This window comes from Methylocystis borbori (assembly GCF_036576025.1).
Lineage (GTDB): Bacteria > Pseudomonadota > Alphaproteobacteria > Rhizobiales > Beijerinckiaceae > Methylocystis > Methylocystis borbori.
On the sequence record NZ_JAZHYN010000002.1, the window covers coordinates 101202 to 124932 of the forward strand.

General features: G+C 63.8%; 23 protein-coding genes. 20 read left to right on the top strand and 3 right to left on the bottom strand.

Annotation, left to right across the window (positions count from 1 at the left end; genetic code table 11):
- Nucleotides 1-2 precede the first annotated feature (2 nt).
- From V3H18_RS01330 to V3H18_RS01425, 20 genes are all read left to right on the top strand, one after another.
- Nucleotides 3-860 carry a hydrogenase expression/formation protein gene (locus tag V3H18_RS01330; RefSeq protein WP_332080068.1) on the top strand — a complete coding sequence of 286 codons (858 nt, stop codon included), beginning with the start codon at nucleotides 3-5 and terminating at the stop codon, nucleotides 858-860.
- Entirely contained in the window at nucleotides 857-1075 is a 219-nt protein-coding gene (locus tag V3H18_RS01335) for a rubredoxin (RefSeq protein ID WP_332080069.1), read from the top strand. Before V3H18_RS01330 ends, V3H18_RS01335 begins: the two co-directional genes overlap by 4 nt.
- A complete protein-coding gene (gene hybE / locus V3H18_RS01340; RefSeq protein WP_332080070.1) occupies nucleotides 1059-1583 on the top strand; it encodes a [NiFe]-hydrogenase assembly chaperone HybE in 525 nt (174 codons plus the stop codon). Before V3H18_RS01335 ends, hybE begins: the two co-directional genes overlap by 17 nt.
- Nucleotides 1584-1596: 13 nt before the next feature.
- Nucleotides 1597-2664, top strand: a complete 1068-nt coding sequence (locus tag V3H18_RS01345; RefSeq protein ID WP_332080071.1) for a nickel-dependent hydrogenase large subunit — start codon at nucleotides 1597-1599, stop codon at nucleotides 2662-2664.
- Nucleotides 2657-2998, top strand: coding sequence for a hydrogenase maturation nickel metallochaperone HypA (hypA, locus tag V3H18_RS01350; RefSeq protein WP_332080072.1), 342 nt, complete (start codon nucleotides 2657-2659; stop codon nucleotides 2996-2998). The genes V3H18_RS01345 and hypA overlap by 8 nt, the downstream gene beginning before the upstream one ends.
- Nucleotides 2998-3933 carry a hydrogenase nickel incorporation protein HypB gene (gene hypB / locus V3H18_RS01355; RefSeq protein ID WP_332080073.1) on the top strand — a complete coding sequence of 312 codons (936 nt, stop codon included), beginning with the start codon at nucleotides 2998-3000 and terminating at the stop codon, nucleotides 3931-3933. The genes hypA and hypB overlap by 1 nt, the downstream gene beginning before the upstream one ends.
- A 5-nt stretch (nucleotides 3934-3938) precedes the next feature.
- Complete coding sequence (gene hypF / locus V3H18_RS01360; protein ID WP_332080074.1) at nucleotides 3939-6221, top strand: carbamoyltransferase HypF; 2283 nt, start codon at nucleotides 3939-3941, stop codon at nucleotides 6219-6221.
- Complete coding sequence (locus V3H18_RS01365; RefSeq protein ID WP_332080075.1) at nucleotides 6212-6442, top strand: HypC/HybG/HupF family hydrogenase formation chaperone; 231 nt, start codon at nucleotides 6212-6214, stop codon at nucleotides 6440-6442. Before hypF ends, V3H18_RS01365 begins: the two co-directional genes overlap by 10 nt.
- Entirely contained in the window at nucleotides 6439-7584 is a 1146-nt protein-coding gene (gene hypD, locus V3H18_RS01370; RefSeq protein ID WP_332080076.1) for a hydrogenase formation protein HypD, read from the top strand. The genes V3H18_RS01365 and hypD overlap by 4 nt, the downstream gene beginning before the upstream one ends.
- A complete protein-coding gene (gene hypE / locus V3H18_RS01375; protein WP_332080077.1) occupies nucleotides 7581-8633 on the top strand; it encodes a hydrogenase expression/formation protein HypE in 1053 nt (350 codons plus the stop codon). Before hypD ends, hypE begins: the two co-directional genes overlap by 4 nt.
- Before the next feature lie 32 nt (nucleotides 8634-8665).
- Complete coding sequence (locus V3H18_RS01380; protein WP_332080078.1) at nucleotides 8666-10108, top strand: sigma-54-dependent transcriptional regulator; 1443 nt, start codon at nucleotides 8666-8668, stop codon at nucleotides 10106-10108.
- Nucleotides 10095-11477: a sensor histidine kinase gene (locus tag V3H18_RS01385; protein WP_332080079.1), complete on the top strand. Its 1383-nt coding sequence runs from the start codon at nucleotides 10095-10097 to the stop codon at nucleotides 11475-11477. Before V3H18_RS01380 ends, V3H18_RS01385 begins: the two co-directional genes overlap by 14 nt.
- Entirely contained in the window at nucleotides 11474-12481 is a 1008-nt protein-coding gene (locus tag V3H18_RS01390) for an NADH-quinone oxidoreductase subunit B family protein (protein WP_332080080.1), read from the top strand. Before V3H18_RS01385 ends, V3H18_RS01390 begins: the two co-directional genes overlap by 4 nt.
- Complete coding sequence (locus tag V3H18_RS01395) at nucleotides 12478-13929, top strand: nickel-dependent hydrogenase large subunit (protein ID WP_332080081.1); 1452 nt, start codon at nucleotides 12478-12480, stop codon at nucleotides 13927-13929. The genes V3H18_RS01390 and V3H18_RS01395 overlap by 4 nt, the downstream gene beginning before the upstream one ends.
- A 220-nt stretch (nucleotides 13930-14149) precedes the next feature.
- Nucleotides 14150-15232, top strand: a complete 1083-nt coding sequence (locus V3H18_RS01400; protein WP_332080082.1) for a hydrogenase small subunit — start codon at nucleotides 14150-14152, stop codon at nucleotides 15230-15232.
- A gap of 23 nt (nucleotides 15233-15255) precedes the next feature.
- Nucleotides 15256-17127 carry a nickel-dependent hydrogenase large subunit gene (locus tag V3H18_RS01405; RefSeq protein WP_332080083.1) on the top strand — a complete coding sequence of 624 codons (1872 nt, stop codon included), beginning with the start codon at nucleotides 15256-15258 and terminating at the stop codon, nucleotides 17125-17127.
- Nucleotides 17128-17137: 10 nt separating this feature from the next.
- The gene (gene cybH, locus V3H18_RS01410) at nucleotides 17138-17857 is read left to right on the top strand and encodes a Ni/Fe-hydrogenase, b-type cytochrome subunit (RefSeq protein WP_332080084.1); all 720 of its coding nucleotides are present in this window, start codon (nucleotides 17138-17140) and stop codon (nucleotides 17855-17857) included.
- A 3-nt stretch (nucleotides 17858-17860) separates the two neighbouring features.
- The gene (locus V3H18_RS01415) at nucleotides 17861-18451 is read left to right on the top strand and encodes a HyaD/HybD family hydrogenase maturation endopeptidase (protein WP_332080085.1); all 591 of its coding nucleotides are present in this window, start codon (nucleotides 17861-17863) and stop codon (nucleotides 18449-18451) included.
- Between the two features lies 1 nt (nucleotide 18452).
- Entirely contained in the window at nucleotides 18453-18680 is a 228-nt protein-coding gene (locus V3H18_RS01420; RefSeq protein ID WP_332080086.1) for a hypothetical protein, read from the top strand.
- A 21-nt stretch (nucleotides 18681-18701) separates the two neighbouring features.
- The gene (locus tag V3H18_RS01425; protein WP_332080087.1) at nucleotides 18702-19004 is read left to right on the top strand and encodes a HypC/HybG/HupF family hydrogenase formation chaperone; all 303 of its coding nucleotides are present in this window, start codon (nucleotides 18702-18704) and stop codon (nucleotides 19002-19004) included.
- Nucleotides 19005-19017: 13 nt separating this feature from the next.
- On the opposite strand, the gene V3H18_RS01430 is transcribed toward V3H18_RS01425, so the two are convergent.
- The 3 genes from V3H18_RS01430 to V3H18_RS01440 all read right to left on the bottom strand — a co-directional run bounded on the left by V3H18_RS01430 (nucleotide 19018) and on the right by V3H18_RS01440 (nucleotide 23659).
- Nucleotides 19018-21645 carry an AAA family ATPase gene (locus V3H18_RS01430; protein WP_332080088.1) on the bottom strand — a complete coding sequence of 876 codons (2628 nt, stop codon included), beginning with the start codon at nucleotides 21643-21645 and terminating at the stop codon, nucleotides 19018-19020.
- On the bottom strand, nucleotides 21642-22769 hold the full coding sequence (locus V3H18_RS01435; RefSeq protein WP_332080109.1) for a metallophosphoesterase family protein: 1128 nt from the start codon (nucleotides 22767-22769) through the stop codon (nucleotides 21642-21644). The genes V3H18_RS01430 and V3H18_RS01435 overlap by 4 nt, the downstream gene beginning before the upstream one ends.
- Before the next feature lie 83 nt (nucleotides 22770-22852).
- On the bottom strand, nucleotides 22853-23659 hold the full coding sequence (locus tag V3H18_RS01440) for a DUF72 domain-containing protein (protein ID WP_332080089.1): 807 nt from the start codon (nucleotides 23657-23659) through the stop codon (nucleotides 22853-22855).
- Nucleotides 23660-23731 lie beyond the last annotated feature (72 nt).

The following is a 23731-nucleotide window of genomic DNA, read 5'->3' on the forward strand; positions in this document are numbered from 1 at the left end:
CCATGAAGGCGGGATTTTGGGTGGCGCCGGAAGGCGCGGAAGAGGCGATGACGATCCTGCCGATCGGACTCGACGACGCCCTTTCCACTGGGGCGGGGCGACGTGCCGGCAAGCTCGCGAATAGAGAATCCGAAGATCTCATCCGTCGTTGCGCCGGCGTCGGAGACCTGCTGCTCGACTTGGCGGACGCTCTCGCCCGTCAGAAGGCCGAAGAGCAGGGCCGCCTCTTCGACATTACCGACGGCACCGCGGATGAGCGCGAACTCCTCGACCAGGCCCTCGGCGCGGGCGAGGTGAGCGGCGTCGTCGCGCTGCCGGACGGCGTCACGGCGCAAATCGCGGAGTCGACGATGGCTGGCCTCTGGCGCGTGCGTTTCGCCGGCGCCGATGATCGTCTTATCGGCGATTATCTCGAAGTCGGCGCCATTCCCGAGGTCCTGAAGCGCGCGGCGATCGTCAATGCGCGCGAGGTTTCATTTGGCGAAGCGCCCGAAGGCGCGATGAATGTCATGCCCCTGCTTGCGGAAATCCGCGCCCGCGTCGCCGCCTTTGCGCCGGGAGACAAAGCGCACATCATCAATTTCATGCTGTTTCCGATGACGCCGGAGGATATGGGCTTTCTGCAGGCCTCGCTCGGAGAAGGCCCTGTGGGGCTTCTGTCGCGCGGCTATGGCAAATGCCGTATTCATGCGACGGCGACGCGTCATGTCTGGTCCGTGCAATATTTCAACGCCATGGACGAGATCGTCCTCGATACGCTGGAAATCGGCGACGTGCCTGTCGTCGCTTTGGCGGCGAACGAGGATTTCCGCGATTCGAGCGAGCGCCTTCGCGAGATCTACGAGGCTTATTTCCAATGAGCTTCGAGAATTTCGACGCGCCGCGCGACGCTGGCGCAAATACTAAAATGGAATGCGGCGTGTGCTGGCACGTCTATGATCCCGCGCTTGGCGACAACGTCTGGCAGATTCCGGCCGGCACATCTTTCGGCGCATTGCCGGCCGATTGGCGCTGCCCCAATTGCGACGCGCCGCAAGCGAAATTCATGAGGCTCGTCGATGAGCGCGACGACTGATCCTCCTCGCGAAGAGGCGGCCGTCCTCGCGGGCGCGCAGCTCGCCGACCATTACCGCCGCGTCCATGAGGCGATGCGCGATCTGCCGATCTGCAATCCGCGCCTTGACGTGGCGGCGATCGGTTTCCGTCCCTATGGCGACCATGCGCTCGGCGTGATTCTCACGCCCTGGTTCATGAATCTCATGATCTGCGCCGCCGGCTCCGACGAACTCGCGCCACGGCCTGTCGGCGAAACGGCCTATTGGCCGCTGCCCGCTGGGCGCGTGGGCTTCATCGTCGGGCGCCTCGAAGGGTTCGGCCGCGTCGACAGTTGCTCGCTCTTTTCGCCGATGGACGATTTTGTCGATGACGCGGCCGCGCGCGCGGTCGCCGTCGCTGCGCTTAATGAATTGTTCAATCCCGCGCCTGAGGAGGCACGCGACGCCGTGGCGAAAAGATCCGCCATGATGGATCGGCGTTCGCTCATCTTCGGCGCGAAGCGCGGCGAAGCGAATATCGCGCCATGAGCGAGTTAGGGAAATGTCGACCAGCATCGGCGTCGAGGTGACGCGTATCGAGGATAGGGTGGAAGCAGCCAATATCACGCCGCGACGACAAGTCGACGCCACGCGGCTTCTTCATGGGAAGGCGGCGAATGACGCGCCGCGCCTCATTGGCTCCGTCTTTACCCTCTGCGCCGCCTCGCAGCGCATTGCGAGCGAAGCGGCGGTGGCGGCGGCGCAATCGCTGCATCTATCCGACGCCTTGCGCCGGCGCTGGCGACGCATGCTCTACGCCGAACGCGTCGCCGAACATTTGCGCGCCAGCCTGCTGGACTGGCCCGGCGAGAAAAACGACCCGAGGCGCCTCGCGCATCTTCCCGCCTTGCGTCAGGCGCTGACGATCGCGCGCGCCGCCGAGAAGGAAGAGGATAATTCTTTCCACATCGCCTTGAAAGAAGCGGCAAGCCGTTTCGGCGCGCCCTCAGGGCTGGATGGAGCGCCGCGCGCGTGGCTTGGCGAATTATGGCGCGACGTCCTCAAAAATGGGCATATCGCGCCCTACCGGGAACGCGCCGATTTTCTGGCTCTTGGCGACGCCGAGACGGTGCATTGCGCGTTGCGGAACGCAGATGCGGAGTTTCTCAGCCGCCCGAATCTGCCGGGACGTATCGTCGAAACGGGAGCCTTCGCGCGTCAGTTCGCTCGCCTTAGCCACAATATCGGGCTTATGGCGGCAAGGCTTCAGGCGCGCCTCTACGACATCGCTTACGCCTTAGATGCGCTGGCGTGCCGGGAACCTATGGCAGGCGAAGAAGATCTCGTCGTCGCGCGTTCGAGCCGGCCCGGCGAGGGCTTCGCCATGGTGGATTCGCCGCGCGGATTTCTGTTCCATCGCATCGAAATTGACGCATCCGGCGCCGTAACGACATATGATATTCTTGCGCCGACGGAGTGGAACTTCCATCCGGCCGGGCCTTTCGTCCAAGCGCTGGCGGCGGCGCAACTCAATGTCGCCGACCCGCGGCGGATTGTTGCAACGCTTGCCGCGCTGTTCGATCCCTGCGCATCTTGCGATATCAGACTTCTCGAGGCGCAGCATGCATGAAATGTCGCTGATGGAAGCGCTCATCGATCTCGCCGAAGAGGAAGCGCGCAAGGCCGACGCGCGGCGCATCGCCGTCTTGCGCGTCGCCGTCGGCGCCTTGAGCCATGTCGATCCGCACGCCTTGCGCTTTTGCTTCGAGGCGGTGGTTCGCGGCTCGATGTGCGAAGGCGCCGCCTTGGATTTGCAGGACATCCCCGGCGCCGGATGGTGTCTCGATTGCGGCAAGGAAGTCGCGTTGACCGAGCGTTTCGGGGCTTGTCCCGAATGCGGACGCCATCGCGTTCAAATGACGCGGGGCGATGATTTTCGCCTCATCGAACTGGAGGTCGCCTGATGTGCACTGTCTGCGGTTGCGGAACGAGCGTCGTCGAAGACAAGGACAAGAAGCGCGACGCCCATGCGCATGATCACGCCGCCCATGGCCATCATCCTGATCACCATGGGCATGATCACGGTCATGACCACGCCCATGCTCATCATCATGACCATGACCATGACCATCACGATCATGATCATCATCACCATGGCGTCGAGAGCCAGGGCGACGACTCGATCCATTACGGCGCAGGATTAGCGGGCGTTCATGCGCCCGGCCTCAGTCAGGAGCGCATCGTCAAGATCGAGCGGGATATTCTTTCCAAGAACGATGCCTATGCGCGCGAAAACCGTCATCGCCTCGCGGCCAATGGCAATTTCGCGCTGAATCTCGTTTCGAGTCCCGGCTCGGGAAAAACCAGCCTTTTGGTGCGCGCCATCGAGGATTTGCAGGCGCGTCGCAAGATCGTCGTGATCGAGGGCGACCAGCAGACCTCCAACGACGCGGAGCGCATTCGCGCGACTGGCGCGCGCGCTTTACAGATCAACACCGGCAAGGGCTGTCACCTCGACGCCCATATGGTCGGCCATGCGATCGACGCGCTCGCGCCCGAGAAAAACGCTGTGCTCTTCATCGAGAATGTCGGAAATCTTGTTTGTCCGTCGGCCTTCGATCTCGGCGAGGCGCATAAGGTCGTCGTGCTGTCGGTGACGGAAGGCGAGGACAAGCCGCTCAAATATCCCGACATGTTCGCCGCGGCCGATTTGATGCTGCTCAACAAGGCCGATCTGCTGCCGCACCTCGATTTCAATGTCGGCGCCTGTATGGCGGCGGCGCTGACCGTCAATCCCGATTTGCAGACGCTTGTCGTATCCGCGCGAACCGGCGAAGGCATGCAGGCCTTCTATGCCTGGATCGAAGCGCGCGCCGCGCGCATGGCGGTTGCGGAGTAAAGCGCATGGGCCAAGCGCACGCCATACGGAGCGGGCCGCAGCGCCTGCGGGTGCGCGTGCGCGGCGCCGTGCAGGGCGTTGGCTTCCGGCCTTTTGTCTATGATCTTGCGACCCGCATGCGGCTCGACGGCTTCGTCAAGAATGACGCCGGCGGCGTCCTCCTTGAAGTTCAGGGAGATCGCGTCGACGCCTTCCTCGAGTCTCTGTCCTGCCGTCCGCCGCCGCTCGCGCGCGTCGATGCGATCGATGTCGAAGAACTCGCCTTGCGGGAATCTTCGAGTTTCGTCATTCTCGACTCGGCCGACGGTCCGACCGAGACGCGCATCGTTCCCGATGCGGCCATTTGCGAAGAATGCCTCGACGACCTCTTCGATCCGGCGAGCCGTTTTTATCTTTATCCCTTCATTACCTGCACCCATTGCGGGCCGCGCTATACGCTGACGCGGCGACTTCCCTATGATCGCGCCCAGACCTCCATGGCGCCCTTCGCCATGTGTCCAGCTTGCGCCCGCGATTATCGCGATCCGCGAAACCGGCGCTTTCACGCCGAACCAATATGCTGCCCGGCCTGCGGACCGAAACTCTCGTCTTCGCCGGAGCAGATCGTCGCGGCGCTGCGGGCCGGCAAAATCGTCGCGACGAAGGGAGTAGGCGGCTTTCATTTGATGTGCGACGCCAGAAACGGCGAAGCGGTCGAGGAACTACGCCGTCGCAAGGCGCGCGACGCCAAACCCTTCGCGGTCATGATCGCCAATGTCTCCTCCGTGGAGACGGTCGCGCGCGCGGCGGAGCAGGAACTCGCTTTGCTTCAAGACGTGGCGCGGCCCATCGTGCTGTTGCAAAGCAGAGGCGTTTTGGCCGAGGCCATCGCGCCGCGCCTCAATCGTATCGGCGTGATGCTGCCCTACACTTCACTTCACCATCTCATTTTTCATGCGGCGGCGGGCGCGCCCGCGACGCGCGCATGGCGCGGCGAGCCGCAAGACCTCGTCCTCGTCGCGACAAGCGCCAATCTCGGCGGCGATCCGCTGGTGAAGGACAATGACGAGGCGCACGAGCGGCTCGCCGCGATCGCCAATCTTATCGTGACGCATGACCGCGAGATCGTGACGCGCATCGACGATTCGGTCATGAGCGTCGTCGCCGGCGCGCCCGCCTTTTTGCGCCGCGCGCGCGGTTTTGTGCCGGAGCCGATCGAACTTGGCGCCGATGGCCCCTGCGTCGTCGCCGCCGGCGCGCATCTTAAGGCGACGATCACGGTGACGCGCGGTCGCGAGGCTTTCGTCTCGCAGCATGTCGGCGATCTCTCGAACGCCGCGACAGGGCGTTTCTATCGCGAGACGGCGCAGCGGCTCATCGACCTTCTCGACGTGACGCCGGAGCTGGTCGTCTGCGATCTCCACCCCGATTATTACTCAACGCGCTGGGCGGAGGAGCACGGATTGCCGCTTATCCGCGCGCAACATCACGCGGCGCATCTTGCCGCCGTCGTCGCGGAGCATCAGGTTGAGGCGCCGGCGCTCGGTCTCGCGCTCGACGGTCATGGGATTGGCCACGCCGGGCAGTCCTGGGGCGGCGAGTTGATGCGTCTCGACGGGGGGTCATGGCGGCGCCTCGGCGGGCTTGCGCCGCTGCCGGCGCCGAGCGGCGACCGCGCCGCGCGCGAGCCTTGGCGGATGGGCGTCGGCGCGCTCGCAAAGCTTGGCCGTCTCGATGCTGCGGCGCGGCTTTTCGCGCATGAGCCGCGCGCGCTGGAGATGGCGCGCCTCATCGCGCAAGGGTATGCGCCGCCTGTGACGAGCAGCATGGGCCGCCTTTTCGATGCCGCTGCAGCTCTTCTGGGACTCTCGACGCAGCAGCATTATGAAGCGCAGGCGGCGATGGAGATGGAAGCGCTCGTCGTCGCGCCGCGCGCGATGGAACACGGCTTTCTCCTCGCCGGAGACGAACTCGATTTCTCGCCGCTGCTCACCGCCTTTGTTCAAGAGCGCATGAACTCGCGCGAAGGCGCGGAGCTTTTTCACGGGACGGTCATCGAGGGGCTCGCGCAATTCGTCGCGAAGGCCGCGACAGAGCAACGGATCGATCGGATCGCGCTTGGCGGCGGCTGCCTGATGAATCGCGTTCTAGCCGAAGGACTGATGGAACGACTGCGAAGCCTCGGCCTGCGGCCGCTCATCGCGCGAAGATTGCCGCCCAACGACGGCGGACTCTCGCTGGGGCAGGCGGCCATGGCGCGCGCCTTCGCGGAATCTCGTAACTCCCAGGATCTCGCCCTATGTGTCTAGCGATCCCCGCACAAGTGATGGAGCTTCTCGGCGACGGCATGGCCCGCATCGACATGGGCGGCGTGTCCAAGGCGATCAGCGTCGCGCTGGTGGAAGACGTCGTGATCGGCGATTTCGTCGTCGTTCACGTCGGCTACGCCTTGTCGAAAATCGACGCCGAAGAGGCCGAGCGCACCCTGGCGCTGTTGCGCGACGCCGCGGCGATGGAGACGCGGTCATGAAATATGTGGATGAATATCGCGATCCCGAACTCGCGAAGGGCGTCGCGGCGACGATCGCCGTCGAGGTCGACATGAAGCGCAGCTACCGCTTCATGGAATTCTGCGGCGGCCACACCCACGCCATTTCGCGCTATGGCGTCGAGGATATGCTGCCGCGAAATGTGGCGATGATCCACGGGCCGGGATGCCCTGTCTGCGTCTTGCCGGTCGGGCGCATCGACGATGCGATCAGGCTCGCCGCCGATCCGCGCGTGACGCTCTGCACTTACGCCGATCTGATGCGCGTGCCGGCGTCTCACGGCGCGAGTCTTTTGAAGGCGCGCGCGGCGGGCGCCGACATCCGCATGGTCTATTCGACGCTCGACGCGCTGCGCATCGCCGAAGCCGAGCCGGCGCGCGAAGTGGTTTTTCTCGCCATCGGCTTCGAGACCACGACGCCGCCGACTGCGCTTGCGATCAAGCAGGCGAAAGCGAAAGGGCTGCGCAATTTCTCTGTCTTCTGCAACCACGTGCTGACGCCTGTCGCCATGCGCGCCATATTGGCTGGGGAAAGCGACGAAGCGACGCCGCTAGATGGAATCGTCGGCCCCGCTCATGTCAGCACGGTCATCGGCGCGCGGCCCTATGAATTCGTGGCGCGCGATTATAGAAAGCCCGTCGTCATCTCCGGTTTCGAGCCGCTCGACGTCATGCAATCGATCCTGATGCTTATCCGCCAGGTCAATGAAGGGCGTTGCGTCATCGAAAATCAATATGTCCGCGCCGTGACGCGCGACGGCAATGCTCGAGCGCAAAGGGAGATGGATGAGGTCTTCAAATTGCGCGAAAGTTTCGAATGGCGCGGGCTCGGCCTTGTGCCGCAGAGCGCCCTGCGCCTCGCCGACGCCTTCGCTGATTTCGACGCGGAAAAGCGCTTCGAGATTCGCACGATCGCCGCCGCCGACAATCCGGCCTGCGAATGCGGCGCCATTCTGCGCGGCGCAAAGAAGCCGACGGATTGCAAACTCTTCGGTTCTCTTTGCACGCCGGATACGCCGATGGGCTCCTGCATGGTGTCGTCGGAAGGCTCCTGCGCCGCGCATTACGCCTATGGGCGGTTTCGCGACTGCAGCCGCGCGCGCATCGAAAGGGCGGCCTCATGAGCCTCGTCTTGAAGCCGGTTCGACGAAAGCTCGACATGAGAAACGGCCGCGTCGATCTTTCGCATGGCTCGGGGGGGCGCGCCATGGCGCAGCTCATCGCCGATATTTTTCACGACGCCTTCGACAATGACTGGCTCCGTCGCAACGACGATCAGGCGGCGCTCGACGCGCAGCAAGGCCGTCTCGTGATGACGACGGACGGCTATGTCGTTTCGCCGCTGTTTTTCCCCGGCGGCGATATCGGCTCCTTATCGGTCCATGGCACGATCAACGATATCGCCATGGCCGGCGCGACGCCGAAATATCTTTCCGCAAGCTTCATCATCGAGGAGGGTTTTGCGCTCGGCGATTTGAAGCGCATCGCTCAAAGCATGGGCGACGCTTCGCGCGACGCCGGCGTGCCGATTGTCACGGGCGACACCAAGGTGGTCGAGCGCGGCAAGGCGGATGGCGTCTTCATCTCGACCGCAGGCGTCGGCGTCTTGCCGGACGGCGTGTCGCTCTCGAGCGACAGAGCCCGATCCGGCGACGCCGTCCTCGTCTCCGGCTCCATGGGCGATCATGGCGTCGCCATCATGTCGCGACGCGAAAATCTCGAATTTGGGGTCGAGATTCTATCCGACTCGGCGGCGCTGCACGGACTCACCGCCGCGATGATCGGCGCGGCGGGCGGGGCCTTGCGCGTGATGCGCGATCCGACGCGCGGGGGCCTCGCCGCGGCGCTGAATGAAATCGCACACCAATCCAATGTGGGCTTTGCGATCGGCGAGGAGCTGATCCCGGTAAAGCCGCAGGTCGCCGCCGCTTGCGAGTTTCTGGGCCTCGATCCCCTCCATGTCGCCAATGAGGGAAAGCTGATGGCGATATGCGCGTCCGAGGCCGCCGAGACGCTGCTCGACGCCATGCGCGCCCATCCGCTCGGACGCGATGCGGCCTTGATCGGCCATGTCGTCGAAGACGAGCGAAACTTCGTCGAGATGACGACGCGCTTTGGCGGCGGGCGCATCGTCGATTGGCTGTCGGGGGAACAGCTTCCTCGCATATGTTAGGGCGCGCGATGCGCTGCGGACCGGATCACGCGATGACTTCTTCTTCGACCGTGCTGGTGATTGATGACGAGCTTCGTTCGCGAGAGGCGTTGCAGCGCGTCCTTTCCGACGAATTCGACGTGATCTGCGTCTCCAAGGCCAAGGAGGCGGAAGGCGTTCTCGACGGCGAACTCGTGCAGGTCATTCTCTGCGATCACCGAATGGCGGGTGAAAACGGAGTCGACTTCCTCAAGCGCGCCCGCGTCGCCTGGCCCGATCCGATCCGCATCATCATCTCGGGCTATACCGAGTCCGAAGACATCATCGCCGGCGTCAATGAAGCAGGCATCTATCAATATATCACCAAGCCATGGGAGCCGGAGAAGCTGATCGCCAGCGTGCGCGACGCCGCGCAGCTCTATCGCTACCAGAAGGAAGTCGGCGCTGGCCTCGACAATAAGCCCGCCGCCGAGGTGCTGAACGAACAGATCGCGACCCGGCGTCGTAAGGAGCAGCGGCTCTTCGAATTCAGCCGCATCATTCACCACCCCGAAAGCCCCGTCGCGCCCGTCGTCGCGCTGGCGCGCAAGGCGACGGAATATGACATTTCGGTGCTCATCACCGGCGCGTCGGGAACCGGCAAGGAGCTTCTCGCGCGCGCGATCCATTATGGCTCCAATCGCGCCGACAAGCCCTTCGTCGTGCAGAATTGCGGCGCTTTGCCCGACGAACTGCTGGAGAGCGAACTCTTCGGCTGCAAGAAGGGCGCATACACCGGCGCTTATCAGGACCGCGTCGGCCTGTTCGAACTCGCCAACGGAGGCTCGATCTTCCTCGACGAAATCGGCGAAACCTCCGCCGCCTTTCAGGTGCGATTGCTGCGCGTATTGCAGGAGGGCGAAATCCGCCCGCTCGGCGCGCAGCGACAGCGCAAGGTCAATGTGCGCCTAATCGCGGCGACGAACCGAAGTCTCGAAGATGAAGTCGCGGCGGGACGTTTCCGGCGCGACCTCTATTATCGGATCGCCGCCTTCCCGATCCATTTGCCGCCGCTCTGCGAGCGGCCGCGCGATATCGAATTGATCGCGATGCGCATCCTCGTCGACGTCAATCGTAACTTCAAGCGCGGCGTCAAGGGCTTCGCGGCTGAGACTTTGGCGCGCCTTGCGAGCTACCACTGGCCGGGAAATGTGCGCGAACTTCATAATGAAATTCAGCGCATGGTGACCCTCTCGGAAAATGACGCGCCCCTGCCGCCGAATCTATTATCGCCGCGCATTCTCGCGCCACGGTCGATGAACGGGCATGCGGTGGCGGACCGTATCCTCAAGACGCGCGTCGAAGCGCTGGAGCGCGAGATGATCGAGGAGGCGCTACGCCGTTTCGACGGCAACATCAGCCGCGCGTCGGAAGATCTTGGCCTTTCCCGCGTCGGCCTGCGCAATAAGATCGAACGCTACGGCGTCGAGCGGGATCTGCGCGATGACGACGAGTAGAAGTTCTCGTCCGGCGAATATGATCGATCTCCTGTCCGAAAGCGCAGGGCTTCCCGAAGACGCGCAGACGGAGAATATGTGGCTCGAAGTCATTCATAAGGTCGACGAAGTCTATTCCGATCTTATTCGCTACGAGTCCGATCTCGAAATCAAGAACGCCGAGCTCGAGGAAGCGCAGCAGTTTATCTCGAGCGTCATCGCTTCGGTTTCCGATATTCTTGTCGTCTGCGATGAGAAGGGCCGCATTCTTCAGGTCAATCCGGCGTTCCAACGCATCACCGGATTGAGCGAAAGCAAGCTCCTTGGCGCGAGCCTCGCCGATTTTCTGATCGAAGAAGACCGCGCCGGCGCTTTGCAGAAAATGGCTGAGGGCGTTGCGGGCGAGGTTACGGAATGCGAACTGCGCTTTCTCGCGGCGGGCGGCGCGTCGGATCTCATGGCGATCAATTGCTCGGCCCGTTTCGATCATACGGGGCGGCGCGTCGGCGCGGTGCTCACGGGGCGTCCGATCGGCGAATTGAAACGCGCCTATGAAGCCTTGCACGTCGCCCATCTCGAATTGCAGCAGGCGCAGCGCAAGCTGATCGAACAGGAGAAGATGGCGAGCCTCGGACGCCTCGTCGCGGGCGTCGCGCATGAGCTCAACAATCCTATCAGCTTCATTTACGGCAATATCCATACGCTCGATAAATATCGCGGCGCGCTGGCGGAATATCTCGAAAAATCTAGCGTAAAGACGCAGGACGACGCGTTGCGCCGTCGCTACCGGATCGACGCCATTCTCGCCGATCTTCCGTCGCTGATCGACGGCATGATGGATGGCGCCGTTCGCATCAGCGACATCGTGCGGAATTTGCGGCGCCTCTCTTTCAGCCGCCCCGCCGAGACCCAGCGCGTCGATCTCGAGCGCATCGCGCGCACGGCGGCGAATTGGGCGGCGCGCAGCAAAAAGACGCGCGCTGAAGTTTCCTTCGACTGCGAAGATGGCGTCGCGGTCGACGGGCATGAGGGACAAATTCATCAGGTGCTGGTCAATCTGATCGATAACGCCTTCGATGCGACGAAGGAGGTCGCCGCGCCCCGGATCGGCGTGGCGATCCGCAAGGCCAATGGCCGAGCGGAAATCATCGTCGAGGACAATGGACGCGGATTGCCCGAGGTCGTTCTCGACAAGATTTTCGAGCCTTTCTTCACGACAAAGGTCGTGGGCGAAGGAACCGGCCTTGGCCTTTGGATCAGCTATTCAATCGTCAAGGAACATGGCGGCTCCATCGTGGCCGCCAATCGACCAGGCGGGGGCGCGACCTTCACTGTCCAACTGCCGATTAATAGCGCGCCGCCGCGGGACATAGCGGACGAACGCAGATGAGCGCAGGCGCTTTCAACATATTGTGGCTGCAAGCGGGGAGCTGCGGCGGCTGCACCATGTCCATGCTCGAACATGGATCGGGCGGCTGGTTTCGCGAATTGGAGACGTTTGGCGTCAATCTCCTGTGGCATCCAAGCGTCAGCGAGGAGACGGGCGACGAAGCGCGCGTCGTTCTGGAGAGGGTAGAGTCCGGCGAAACGCCGCTGCACGCGCTGTGTATCGAAGGCGCGATTCTTTGCGGGCCTGACGGGACGGGCTTTTTCAATCGTCTCGCCGGCACGGGCCGCGCCATGCTCGATTGGGCGCGTTCTCTTGCCGCCAAGGCGGATTATTGCGTCGCTGTCGGCTCCTGCGCGGCCTTTGGCGGCGTTCCCCTCGCCGATCCCGATCCGACCGACGCCGCAGGCCTGCAATATCGCAAGGCGGTCGCGGGCGGCGCGCTCGGCGCCGAATATCGTTCGCGGCGCGGCCTGCCGGTCATCAATGTGGCGGGCTGCGCGCCGCATCCTGGCTGGATCATGGAGACGCTCGTGGCATTGGCGCTCGACGCCATGACGGCCGATGACCTCGACGCGCTGGGGCGGCCGAAATTCTATGTCGATCATCTTGCGCATCATGGGTGCAGCCGCAACGAATTCTATGAGTTCAAGGCGAGCGCGGAAACGCTGTCGCAGCGCGGCTGCCTGATGGAGCATCTCGGCTGCAAGGCGACGCAGGCGGCCGGCGATTGCAATCAGCGCGGCTGGAACGGCTCCGGCTCCTGCACGAAAGGCGGCTTCGCCTGCATCGCCTGCACCTCACCGAGCTTCGAGGACATTCGCGATTATCATCGCACCCCGAAGATCGGCGGCGTGCCGGTCGGCCTGCCGCTCGACATGCCGAAAGCCTGGTTCATGGCGCTCGCCGCGCTGTCGAAATCCGCGACGCCGCCGCGCGTGCGCAAGAACGCGACGGCCGATCATGTCGTCGTGCCGCCGCGCGGCGCGAGAAAGCCGAAGGAATGACGCGCCTTCTTGTCGGCCCCTTCAATCGAGTCGAGGGCGATCTCGAAGTAACGCTCGACATCGAGGGCGACGCCGTCGCTTCGGCGCGTGTGACGACGCCGCTCTATCGCGGCTTCGAGCAAATCCTCGTCGGCCGCCCGCCAGCGGACGCGCTCGCCATCGCGCCGCGCATCTGCGGCATTTGCTCCGTCTCGCAATCCATGGCGGCGGCGGCGGCGCTGCGCGCGCTGTATGGCGTCGCGCCGGCGCATAACGGTATCGTCGCGGCCAATCTCGCGCATGCCGCGGAGAACATGGCCGATCATCTCACGCATTTTTATATTTTCTTCATGCCGGATTTCGCCCGCGCGCAATATTCCGGCCAGAGTTGGCATGAGGCCGCCTTGCGCCGCTTCAAGGCGATCGAAGGCGCGGCGGCGAATGAGGTTCTGCAGGCGCGTCGGCGTCTGCTCGAAATCATGGGGCTCCTTGCCGGCAAATGGCCGCATAGTCTCGCTTTCCAGCCGGGGGGAACCACCTGCGCCGTCGATCTGGGGCAGAAGGCGCAACTCATAGCGATTGCGCGCGACTTTCGACGTTTTCTTGAAAAGGCGGTCTTCGCGGCGCCGCTCGACGCGCCTCTCGCCCTCAAGACGCCCGAAGAGCTGGAGCGCTTTTGCGAAGGGGAGGGCGCCGAGGGCGATTTCGCCGCCTTTTGCCGCATTGCGCGCGCGCTCGATCTCGAAAATCTCGGCCATGCCGACAATCCGTTGATGAGCTATGGCGCCTATCGCGGCGAAGCGGACGCTTTTCTGAACGCAGGCATATTCGATCCCGTCACGGGCGCGCTATCGCCGCTCGACGCCCATGCGATCCGTGAGGATGTGTCGCATGCCTATATGCGCGACGGACCGGAAGAGCCGGCGCTCGCGCGCACGGAGCCTTATGTCGACAAGCCCGGCGCCTATTCCTTCGCAAAGGCGCCGCGTCTTCAGGGTCGGCCGGCGGAGGTTGGCGCGCTCGCGCGGCTCGCGGTCCACGGCCATCCGCTTGTGCGCGCGCTGCTTGCGCGGTCGCGCGGCTCCAATGTCTTCGCGCGCGTCGTCGCGCGGCTTATCGAACTCGCGCTGGTCGCGGAGGCGGCGGAAGCCTGGGCGAAGTCGCTGGCGCTGAACGAGCCTTTCTGCGTCTCGGCGCCGCTGGAAGGGGATGGCGAGGGCGTCGGCCTCGTCGAAGCGGCCCGCGGCTCTCTCGGCCATTGGCTCGGCGCGCAAAAGGGAAAGATCCGCGCCTATCAGATCATCGCGCCGACGACGTGGAATTTCTCGCCGCGCGACGCGTCTGGCGCGCCGGGCCCGGTGGAGCAGGCGCTTGTTGGCGCGCCGCTCGAAGGCCATGGGGCGCGCGCCGCTTCCGTGCAGCATGTCATCCGCTCTTTCGATCCCTGCATGGTCTGCACGGCGCATTGAATCGAAGGCTGGCAAGCGCCTTTCCGCCGATTGAAAATTGACTAGCCGTTCTCGCGCGAGAATTCTCATCAAGGAGCGGGTCGATCTTTCCTAGCTTATTGGAATTAAATCAATTTCAATCAACCGGCGCGCTTGGCCCGGACCTTGCTCACCCCTTTGAAAACAAAGCGCGACGCGAGATCGCGACAAAGGGACGAAGACGCCATCAGGAGGAGCGGGAATGGCCGCGATCGAGACTTTTTACGACGTCATCCGCCGACAGGGGGTGACGCGCAGAAGCTTCACGAAATTTTGCAGCCTGACCGCCGCCAGTCTCGGCATGGGCCCGATCGGCGCCGCGAAGATCGCCAACGCGCTCGAGACCAAGGAGCGCACGCCCGTCATTTGGATGCATGGGCTCGAATGCACCTGCTGCTCGGAAAGCTTCATCCGCTCGGCGCATCCGCTCGTGAAGGACGTCGTCCTGTCGATGATCTCGCTCGATTACGACGACACGATCATGGCGGCCGCCGGCCATCAGGCCGAAGCGATCCTCGAAGAGACGAAAGAGAAATACAAAGGCAAATATATTCTCGCGGTCGAAGGCAATCCGCCGCTCAATGAAGGCGGCATGTTCTGCATCGACGGCGGCAAGCCTTTCGTCGAAAAATTGAAATGGATGGCGGAGGACGCCATGGCGATCATCGCCTGGGGCGCCTGCGCCTCATGGGGGTGCGTGCAGGCGGCGAAACCCAATCCGACGCAGGCGACGCCCATCGACAAGGTCATCCACGACAAGCCGATCATCAAGGTGCCGGGATGCCCGCCCATCGCCGAAGTCATGACCGGCGTCGTCACTTATATAACGACCTTCGGCAGACTGCCCGAACTCGACCGGCAAGGCCGGCCGAATATGTTCTATTCGCAGCGCATCCACGACAAATGTTATCGCCGGCCGCATTTCGACGCCGGCCAATTCGTCGAACAATGGGACGATGAAAGCGCGCGCAAAGGCTATTGCCTTTATAAAATGGGCTGCAAGGGGCCGACGACCTATAACGCCTGTTCGACGGTGCGGTGGAACGGCGGCGTGTCTTTCCCCATCCAGTCGGGCCATGGCTGCATCGGCTGTTCGGAAGAAGGGTTCTGGGACAAGGGCCCCTTCTATGAACGGTTGACGAATATCCATCAATTCGGCGTCGAGAAGAACGCGGACGAAATCGGCCTCGCGGCGGCGGGCCTCGTCGGCGCGGCCGTCGCTACGCACGCCGCGGCGACCGCCGTTAAGCGCATCGTCTCGAAGAACAACGATCACTCGGCCTGACGCCGCTCTCCAGGACAATCGCCATGACGCAGCAGCGCATCTCGCAAAATCGGGCGGACCACGTAGCTCAGGCCGCCACTCCTTCCATCGCGGCCACGGCTTCCGCCGGGGTCGACACGCCCAACGGTTTCAGGCTCGACAACAGCGGCAAACGCGTCGTCGTCGATCCGGTCACGCGCATCGAAGGCCATTTGCGGGTGGAGGTGAACGTCGATTCCGACAATGTCATCCGCAACGCGGTTTCGACCGGAACGATGTGGCGCGGCATCGAAGTCATTCTCAAGAACCGCGACCCGCGCGACGCCTGGGCCTTTACGGAGCGGATTTGCGGCGTTTGCACCGGCACCCATGCGCTCACGTCGGTGCGCGCCGTCGAAGACGCCCTCGGCGTCACCATCCCCGAGAACGCCAATTCGATCCGCAATCTCATGCAGCTCGCGCTGCAAGTGCACGATCACATCGTGCATTTCTATCATCTTCATGCGCTCGACTGGGTCGACGTGGTTTCGGCGCTGAGCGCCGATCCCAAGGCCACTTCCGCTCTCGCGCAATCGATTTCGAGCTGGCCGCTGTCCTCCCCCGGCTATTACAAGGACTTGCAAACGCGCCTGAAAAAGTTTGTCGAGTCCGGCCAGCTCGGTCCTTTCAAGAACGGCTATTGGGGCAGCAAGGCCTATCGGCTGCCGCCCGAAGCCAATCTGATGGCGGTGGCGCATTATCTCGAGGCGCTCGACTTCCAAAAGGAGATCGTGAAAATCCACACGATCTTCGGCGGCAAGAATCCGCATCCCAACTGGCTCGTCGGCGGGGTTCCCTGCGCGATCAATGTCGACGGAGTCGGCGCGGTCGGCGCGATCAATATGGAGCGCCTCAATCTTGTCGACGGCATCATCGATCAGCTGATCGAATTCAACGACAAGGTCTATGTTCCCGACATCATGGCCATCGGCTCCTTCTATAAGGACTGGCTCTATGGCGGCGGCCTTTCGGGCAAATCCGTGCTCGCCTATGGCGACGTGCCGGAGCGCGCCAATGACTATACCGACAAGAACCTGCTCTTGCCGCGTGGCGCGATCATCAATGGCAAGCTCGACGAGATTCATCCCGTCGATCACCGCGACCCCGAGGAAATACAGGAGTTCGTGACGCACTCCTGGTATAAATACGGCGACGAAACCAAGGGGCTGCACCCCTGGGACGGCGTCACCGAGCCGCATTACGAACTTGGGCCGAACGCCAAGGGTACGAAGACCAATATCATCGAGCTCGACGAGGGCGGCAAATATTCCTGGATCAAGGCGCCGCGCTGGCGCGGTCATGCGATGGAGGTCGGCCCGCTGGCGCGCTGGGTCGTCGGCTATGCGCAGGGCAAGCCGCAATTCAAGGAGCCCGTCGAGAAAGTGCTGCACGATCTCGGGCTGCCGACTTCGGCGCTCTTCTCGACGCTTGGCCGCACGGCGGCGCGCGCGCTCGAGAGCCAGTGGGCCGGCTATCAGATGCGGCATTTCTTCGACAAGCTCGTCGCCAATATCAAGGCCGGCGATCTCGCGACCGCCAATGTCGAGAAGTGGGAGCCCAAGAGCTGGCCGACGGAGACGAAAGGCGTCGGCTTCACCGAGGCGCCGCGCGGGGCTCTCGCGCATTGGATCAAGATCAAGGACGGCAAGATCGACAATTACCAATGCGTCGTGCCGACCACATGGAACGGCTCGCCGCGCGATCCCGCCGGGAATATCGGCGCCTTCGAGGCTTCGTTGATGAACACGCCGATGGTCGATCCATCGCAGCCGGTCGAAATCCTGCGCACGATCCACTCCTTCGATCCCTGCCTTGCCTGTTCGACGCATGTGATGAGCGAAGACGGGCAGGAGATGGCGAAGGTGCAGGTGCGCTGAGGAGGGGCTCATGACCGACATTTCGCGCATCGACGTCGCCGACTCCCATGGCGAAAGGGTGGTGTCGCAGCCGACCGTCTATGTCTATGAGGCGCCGGTGCGGCTCTGGCATTGGGTCAACGCGCTCGCCATCCTCGTCCTGATCGTCACCGGCTATCTGATCGGCTCTCCCTTGCCGACCGTCGCCGGCGAGGCGTCGCAGCATTTCGTCATGGGCTACATCCGCTTCGCCCATTTCACCGCCGGCCAGATCATGGCCGTCGGCTTTCTGCTGCGCGGCTATTGGGCTTTCATGGGCAATGAGCATTCGCGGCAGATTTATTTCGTGCCGGTTTGGCGCGTCTCCTTCTGGAAGGAGCTCGCGCATGAGATCCGCTGGTACGCCTTCCTTGAAAAGGCGCCCAAGAAATATGTCGGCCATAATCCGCTGGCGCAGTCCGCCATGTTCGTCATGTATACGTTAACAGCGGCGTTCATGATCGTGACGGGTTTCGCGCTTTATTCGGAGGGAGAAGGCGCCGGCAGCTGGGAGGCCAAGCTCTTCGGCTGGGTCTTCTACATATGGCCAAATAGCCAGGCAGTGCACACCTGGCATCACCTTGGCATGTATGTGATTGTCACTTTCATCATCATCCACATCTATGCGGCCGTGCGCGAGGACATCATGTCGCGCCAGAGCATCATCTCCTCGATGATTTCGGGCGAGCGCCACTTCAAGGATGGAGCCTGATTCGTGGCGCGGCGCGTTCTCATCCTGGGCATCGGCAACATCCTTTGGGGCGACGAAGGCTTTGGCGTGCGCGCGGTGGAGGCGTTTCATCGCCGCTACGCGCTGCCGGAGCATGTCACCGTGCTCGATGGCGGAACGCAGGGGCTTTATCTCGTGCAATATGTGCGCGAGGCCGACGACCTTCTTGTCTTCGACGCGATCGACTACGGCCTTGCGCCTGGAACGCTGAAAATCGTGCGCGACGGCGAGGTGCCGAAATTCACCGGCTCGAAAAAGATGAGCCTGCATCAGACCGGCTTTCAGGAAGTGCTGAGCGCCGCCGATCTCCTTGGCGATTATCCTTCGCGCCTCGCGCTTGTCGGGTGCCAGCCGCTCGATCTCGAAAACTGGGGCGGCCCGCTCACCGAGCCGGTGCGCGGCGCGATCGACGCCGCCGTCGCGGCGGCGGAGGACATCCTGCGGCAATGGGGCGTCGATTGCGCGCCGCGCGCCAAACCGTTGTCCCCGGGCTTGGCGCTGCTTGGACATGACCTAGATCATCAGAGCTACGAGAGCCGGAGAGGCGCGGACGCCGCCGGCGAATGGAGGGATTGAAATGAGCTTCTTGCGAATGATCGTCGTCACGGCGGCGCTCGCGCCTGTCGTGGCGGAGGCGCATCCGGGCGAGCATCCGTACGGGCTCGCCGAGAGCCTCACGCATATCGCCACCCAGTCGGATCACCTTCTCGCGCTTGCCGTCGCTTTCGGCTGGATTTCCATCGTCGCGATTGGCGCTCTTGGCCTCGCCTACGCCAGCCACAAAGTTTTCCGCGCGGACGACTGAAGGCGAACGGAGCCGATTGCGATGTGCCTCGGCATACCGATGACAGTCATCGAAGGCGACGACATATCGGCGCTTTGCGAAGGGGCTGGCCGCGCCGAGCGCATTTCCATGTTGCTCATCGGCGCGCAGCCTCCCGGCGCGAATGTCCTCGTCCATCTCGGCACGGCGATGCGCGTGCTTGACGAGGAGGAAGCCGCCCTGATCGCGGATGCGCTCGCTGGCCTCGACGCGGCGCTCGCCGGGCGGACCTTTGAAGCGCATTTCGCCGATCTTATCGACCGCGAGCCGCAATTGCCCGCCCATCTGAGGCGGAACCTTGGGTGACGAGCGCTACGGCTCAAGCCTGCGGCGTCCAGTCCGTCATCTGGAGAATATTGCCGCCCAACTGCGCAAAGGCGCGCTGCCGGCAGGAAAAGACGATGATCTGCTGATCGCGCGATTGCCGATGCAGCGCGTCGAACATTTTTTCGATCCGATCGTCGTCGGAATAGACAAGCGCGTCGTCGAGAATGACCGGCGCGGGACGGCCGTCGCGCGCGAGCAATTTCGCGAAGGCGAGCCGCGTCAGAACCGCGAGCTGTTCGCGCATGCCGCCGCTGAGGCGCTCGATCTCTTCAACCTGTCCATTGCGCTGCACGCTTTGCGGAAGCAGCGACTGGTCGTCGAAGACGACGGTCGCCTCTTCGAACAAGAGGCCAAGAAGCGGCCGCAGCTCGCGCATGACCGGCTCGAAATAATGGTCGCGCGCGGCGGATCGCGCCGTATTCAGCGCATCGCGCAGGCGCGTGAGCAGCGCCGCCTCGCGTTTAAAACGCGCGACATTGGCCTCCGCCGCCTCGCGCGCCTCGACGGCTTCCCGCCACTGTTCCTCGATGGCGTCGTCCGATCGCGTGCGGATGCGTCCGTTAAGATCGGCGAGTTGCTCGCGCAGCCGTGCGGCTTCCTTCGAGGCGGCTTCCATCGCCGACCGCGTCCGGGCGAGCGTGGCTTGCGCATTGTCGAGATCCGGCGCGATGAGGCGCAGCGCGGCGAGTTTCGCCTCCGCGTCGACGAGAGGCGCTTGCGCTTGCGCCATCTCCTGAGCGAGCGCCGCGTCGCGAGACGCGCGGTCGGCTTCGGGGCCAAGCTGCGCTTCGACGCCTTCAACTTCGCTCGCGACGGCCGAAAGGGCTTTTTCCGCTTCGACGAGCGCTTGATCGGCCTGTTCGCGCGCCGGTCGAATGGCGCGCGCGTCATTGCGGCGCTGGGTTAGATTCTGTTCGGCGGCTTCATGCGCGCGGCGGGCGTCGATCGGGTCGCCTTTGAGTTCCAGGTCTTCGGCCTCCTGATTTTCGGCGCGGGCGATCTCATCGCGCAGCGCCTCGACGCCTTTAGGCGCGAGAAGAAGGAAGCGCTGCCTCGCAAGTTCGAGTTCGCTCTTTTTGGCTTTGGCTTGCGCGTCGCTTTGGCGCGCTTGCGCCAGAGATTCGACGCCAAGCTTTTCGAGAAGCGTACGGCGCTTTTTTTCGAGCGCCGAGAATTTGTCTTCTCCTATGCTGCGTTTGGCCGTTATGGTCAGCGCGCCGACGCCGGAAATCCTGAGCGTCGTGACGCCGGCAAGCGCGCGTTCCTCGCCGTCGGCAAGGGGCGCGCCGTCGATGGCGATCGCGCCGGCGACGCCCGCGTCATAGTCGATCCTGAGCGTAGGGGCTTGCGCCGTCTCGGCGGCGCGCAATGCGGCGATCTCCATCTCGGCGCGTTCGAGCGCCTGCAAGGCTTCCTCGGGCAGGGCGCGCGCGCGCAAAGCCGCTTCGGCGGCTTCGATTTCATTGCGGGCGTCTTCGGCCTTTTCGAGCCCCTCCTTCAAATTCGACAGGCGCGCCGCGGCGTCGCGCGCGCGCATCGCACGTTCGAGCCGCAAAAACAGCTCACGCGTTTCCCGCTCATCGGCTTCGGCGGCTTCAATCGCGTTCAGGGCGGTCTCGCCTTCCGCGATCGCGCGCCGTTGTCTATCCAGCGCGTCATCGCGCGCCGCGAGGGCGCGGGCGTGACGCTCCCGCAATTGCGCGCCGCGCGCCAGCAGCGCGCGATAATTTTCAAGGGTCGTTCGGGCGGTCTCGTAGCGGGTCCGAACGAGCTTCGCTTCTGCCTCGGCGAGTTGAAGCGCCTCGCCATGCGCTTTCGCCGCCTCGAAAGCCTTTTGCGCAGCTTCGGCGGCGCGGCGACGCGCCGCTTCTTCCTCCGGCTTTTCAATCTCCGCGAGACGTGCGCGCGCTTTACGCCGCTCTTCGAGCGCATCGTGCAAATTATCCACGTCGCCTTCGAGTCGTCGCGCTTCTTCCGTCAGCCTGTCGCGCTCGTCGAGCGCCAATGCGTAAGGACCGCCGGCCTTTGGCCGTCCCGTCGGCGTGACGAAACGTGAAAGTTCTTCCTCGCAGGTCGCGATGACGTCAGCCATGCGGCGGCCGCCGGTCAACGCCTCCACCTCGCCCTGCACGGAGGAGAGCACGCTCTCGCGGGCGCGTTTCTCGCCTTCCTCCTCCCCGCGGGATCGTCTCTCGACTCCGGTGACGCCCTGGCGAACCCAGAGCAGGCCGGCGGGGCCGCCCGCCCCCCCATGCACGAGATCGGCGATGAAGCGTTCCGCCTCGTCGGCCTGCGCGACGAGCCGTCCCGAAGCGAGATCGGTCACGCTCGCGCGCCGGCCGCCGTAAAACTGCTTGGCGAGACGAAACTGGCCGTTCGCCGTAACCACATCGGCCTCGATCAGCGGATTGCCGCCGCTATAGGGGCGCAGCGCCTGCACGGCGCTAGGCGTTCCGGTGTGCGGCTGAAAGAACAGCGCATGCAGCGAGTCGAAACAAGTCGACTTGCCAAATTCATTGACGGCGCAGAGGACGTTGACGCCCTCCCTGATGTTTTCAATGGCGACGCCGCGGCCGGCGAAGCGTCTGACATTGTGGAGACGGAGCGCCGTCAGTTTCATGACTGTGGCGTCGCTTCGCAAAAGGCGAAGAGGCGCGCCAGCGCGTCGCGCGCGATCTCGCGCTCGCCGAGCGGAAGACTGGCGTCGACGCTCTCGGCGAGGAGGGCGTCCGCCGCCTGTCGCAAAGCGCCGGAACGGTCGATGAGATCGAGGTCGGCGCTTTCGCAGACGGTCGCAAGCGCTTCCTCGTCGAGCGCCGCATGGGCGAAGTCAGGCTCGACCGCTTTTACCGCGGCCGCTAAGGCCGCGCGCGGCGCAATCTTGAGGCGGCCGGATGCGACGATATGCAGGAGAGTCTGGCGCCGCCTCACAGGAGGCGGCAATAGCGCCTGCAGCAGGGCGGGCGCGTCTTCCTCGCCAAGGAAGTCGAGCGCGAGAGTTTTCCAGTCGAAAGCGCCGGTCTCTATCGGCTGGACTTCCGGCGTCGCGCCTCTCCCGCCGATCGAAACGATAAGCGCCTGACCGGGCTTGCCATGTTTGAAACGGTCCGGTTCGGGCGCGCCGCTGTACCAGGTCTTCTCGCCGACCCTGAGCTGCCCATGCCAGTCGCCGAGCGCGAGATAGTCGAGGCCCGCCCGTTCCGCCCGATCCGGGGCGATCACGTCGCAGGCGCCGTTGTCTTCCGAAAAGCTCTGAATAGCGCCGTGGGCGAGGCCGATGCGCAAATCTCCTTCAGTGGTCGCCGCCTGGTCCATCCATTCGGTGAGGTCGCGGCCGGGGCGGCGCGTGGTGCAGGGCGCGGGCAACAGGACGACGCCGGCTTCGAGGACGATCGGCGTCGCTTCAATCGCGAGCGTGACATTGGCGGGAAGCGCGCGTCGGGCTTCGTCCCATAATTCGTCGGCGACAAGGGAGTCGTGATTGCCGGGCAGGATGATCCAGCGCAGCGCGTCGTGGCTGGCCATGGCCGCCAGCGCCTGCCGCAGAATGGCCGGGGTCGGCGTCTCGGTGTCGAAAGTGTCGCCGGCGAGCAGAAGGGTCGCGGCGCCATGGGCGCGGGCGCGTTCCGCCAGCCGATCGAGCGCCGTATGGCGCGCCTCGCGCAGCCGGCCGCGCAAATCCTCCGGCAGATTGCCGAAGCGTTTGCCGATATGCAGGTCCGAACTGTGAAGGAAGCGGAACATGCCGTGCATATATCAGGATTCGGCCGTCCAGGGTCTAAGACCGAGGCGTAGCCTCGGCCAGACTTACTGCCAAAGGCGCGCCTTTAAGAGGCGACCCGTTCGATCAGGCCCATCGCGGCGGCCGGATTGCGCTCCTTAGCGCCGCTGATGACATAGAGATAGACGTCGCGCGGCGAGGACTTTTGTTTTTCCGCTGCGAGGCAAGCGAGGTCGGGCGGCGCGTCGCCCGCCGCCCATTCCTTCGCCCCCGCCGCCCATCGATCGAGCTCTGCGCCGTCATAGCCTTGCGCGACATCCGCGCGCGTTCCCATGATCCGCGCATAGACGAAAGGCGCGGTGACATCGGCGATCAGCGGATATTTGGAATCGCCGGCGACGACGATGGCGACGCCATGCGCGCGCGCCGCCGCGACGAATTGAGGCGCGCAAAAACTTTCGTGCCGAACCTCGATCGCATGGCGCAGCGCGCGGCCGCCTGCTTCCTTTGGCAACAGACCCATGAAGCCCTCGAAGAATTCCGCGTCGAATTTGCGCGTCGGCGCGAATTGCCACAGAATCGGTCCGAGCCTGTCGCCAAGCTCCGTCACGCCGCTGCCGAAGAAGCGCGCGATCGACTCGCCGGCTTCAGCGACCTTCTTGCGCATCATGGCGAAGCGAGGGGCCTTGACGCTGAATACGAAGCCTTCGGGCGTCTCGTCGCGCCATTTGGCGAATGTCGCGGCCGTCTGTGTGCGATAGAATGTCCCGTTAATCTCGATCGAGGTGAGCTTGCGGCTCGCATATTCGAGTTCGCGCTTGCGCGGCAGGTCCGACGGAAAAAAGCTCTCGCGCCAGGGATCATAGCTCCAGCCGCCGATTCCGATAAATATGCGGCCTTTGTTTCGGCTCATTGACGTTTCCGCTTATTATATCCGCTGGCTGGGGTTGAGGCGCAGGCTGGTCGCGCCATGTTACTCGCATCG

Bases quoted from the DNA above. Each gene is read 5' to 3' on its own strand.
- V3H18_RS01335 (WP_332080069.1), top strand. From the start codon at position 857: ATGAGCTTCGAGAATTTCGACGCGCCGCGCGACGCTGGCGCAAATACT.
- hypB (WP_332080073.1), top strand. From the start codon at position 2,998: ATGTGCACTGTCTGCGGTTGCGGAACGAGCGTCGTCGAAGACAAGGAC.
- V3H18_RS01380 (WP_332080078.1), top strand. From the start codon at position 8,666: ATGACTTCTTCTTCGACCGTGCTGGTGATTGATGACGAGCTTCGTTCG.
- V3H18_RS01430 (WP_332080088.1), bottom strand. From the start codon at position 21,645: ATGAAACTGACGGCGCTCCGTCTCCACAATGTCAGACGCTTCGCCGGC.
- hypA (WP_332080072.1), top strand. From the start codon at position 2,657: ATGCATGAAATGTCGCTGATGGAAGCGCTCATCGATCTCGCCGAAGAG.
- hypE (WP_332080077.1), top strand. From the start codon at position 7,581: ATGAGCCTCGTCTTGAAGCCGGTTCGACGAAAGCTCGACATGAGAAAC.
- hypF (WP_332080074.1), top strand. From the start codon at position 3,939: ATGGGCCAAGCGCACGCCATACGGAGCGGGCCGCAGCGCCTGCGGGTG.
- V3H18_RS01395 (WP_332080081.1), top strand. From the start codon at position 12,478: ATGACGCGCCTTCTTGTCGGCCCCTTCAATCGAGTCGAGGGCGATCTC.
- V3H18_RS01440 (WP_332080089.1), bottom strand. From the start codon at position 23,659: ATGAGCCGAAACAAAGGCCGCATATTTATCGGAATCGGCGGCTGGAGC.
- V3H18_RS01405 (WP_332080083.1), top strand. From the start codon at position 15,256: ATGACGCAGCAGCGCATCTCGCAAAATCGGGCGGACCACGTAGCTCAG.
- V3H18_RS01420 (WP_332080086.1), top strand. From the start codon at position 18,453: ATGAGCTTCTTGCGAATGATCGTCGTCACGGCGGCGCTCGCGCCTGTC.
- cybH (WP_332080084.1), top strand. From the start codon at position 17,138: ATGACCGACATTTCGCGCATCGACGTCGCCGACTCCCATGGCGAAAGG.
- hypD (WP_332080076.1), top strand. From the start codon at position 6,439: ATGAAATATGTGGATGAATATCGCGATCCCGAACTCGCGAAGGGCGTC.
- V3H18_RS01330 (WP_332080068.1), top strand. From the start codon at position 3: ATGAAGGCGGGATTTTGGGTGGCGCCGGAAGGCGCGGAAGAGGCGATG.
- V3H18_RS01365 (WP_332080075.1), top strand. From the start codon at position 6,212: ATGTGTCTAGCGATCCCCGCACAAGTGATGGAGCTTCTCGGCGACGGC.
- V3H18_RS01425 (WP_332080087.1), top strand. From the start codon at position 18,702: ATGTGCCTCGGCATACCGATGACAGTCATCGAAGGCGACGACATATCG.
- V3H18_RS01400 (WP_332080082.1), top strand. From the start codon at position 14,150: ATGGCCGCGATCGAGACTTTTTACGACGTCATCCGCCGACAGGGGGTG.
- V3H18_RS01435 (WP_332080109.1), bottom strand. From the start codon at position 22,769: ATGTTCCGCTTCCTTCACAGTTCGGACCTGCATATCGGCAAACGCTTC.
- V3H18_RS01385 (WP_332080079.1), top strand. From the start codon at position 10,095: ATGACGACGAGTAGAAGTTCTCGTCCGGCGAATATGATCGATCTCCTG.
- hybE (WP_332080070.1), top strand. From the start codon at position 1,059: ATGAGCGCGACGACTGATCCTCCTCGCGAAGAGGCGGCCGTCCTCGCG.
- V3H18_RS01345 (WP_332080071.1), top strand. From the start codon at position 1,597: ATGTCGACCAGCATCGGCGTCGAGGTGACGCGTATCGAGGATAGGGTG.
- V3H18_RS01390 (WP_332080080.1), top strand. From the start codon at position 11,474: ATGAGCGCAGGCGCTTTCAACATATTGTGGCTGCAAGCGGGGAGCTGC.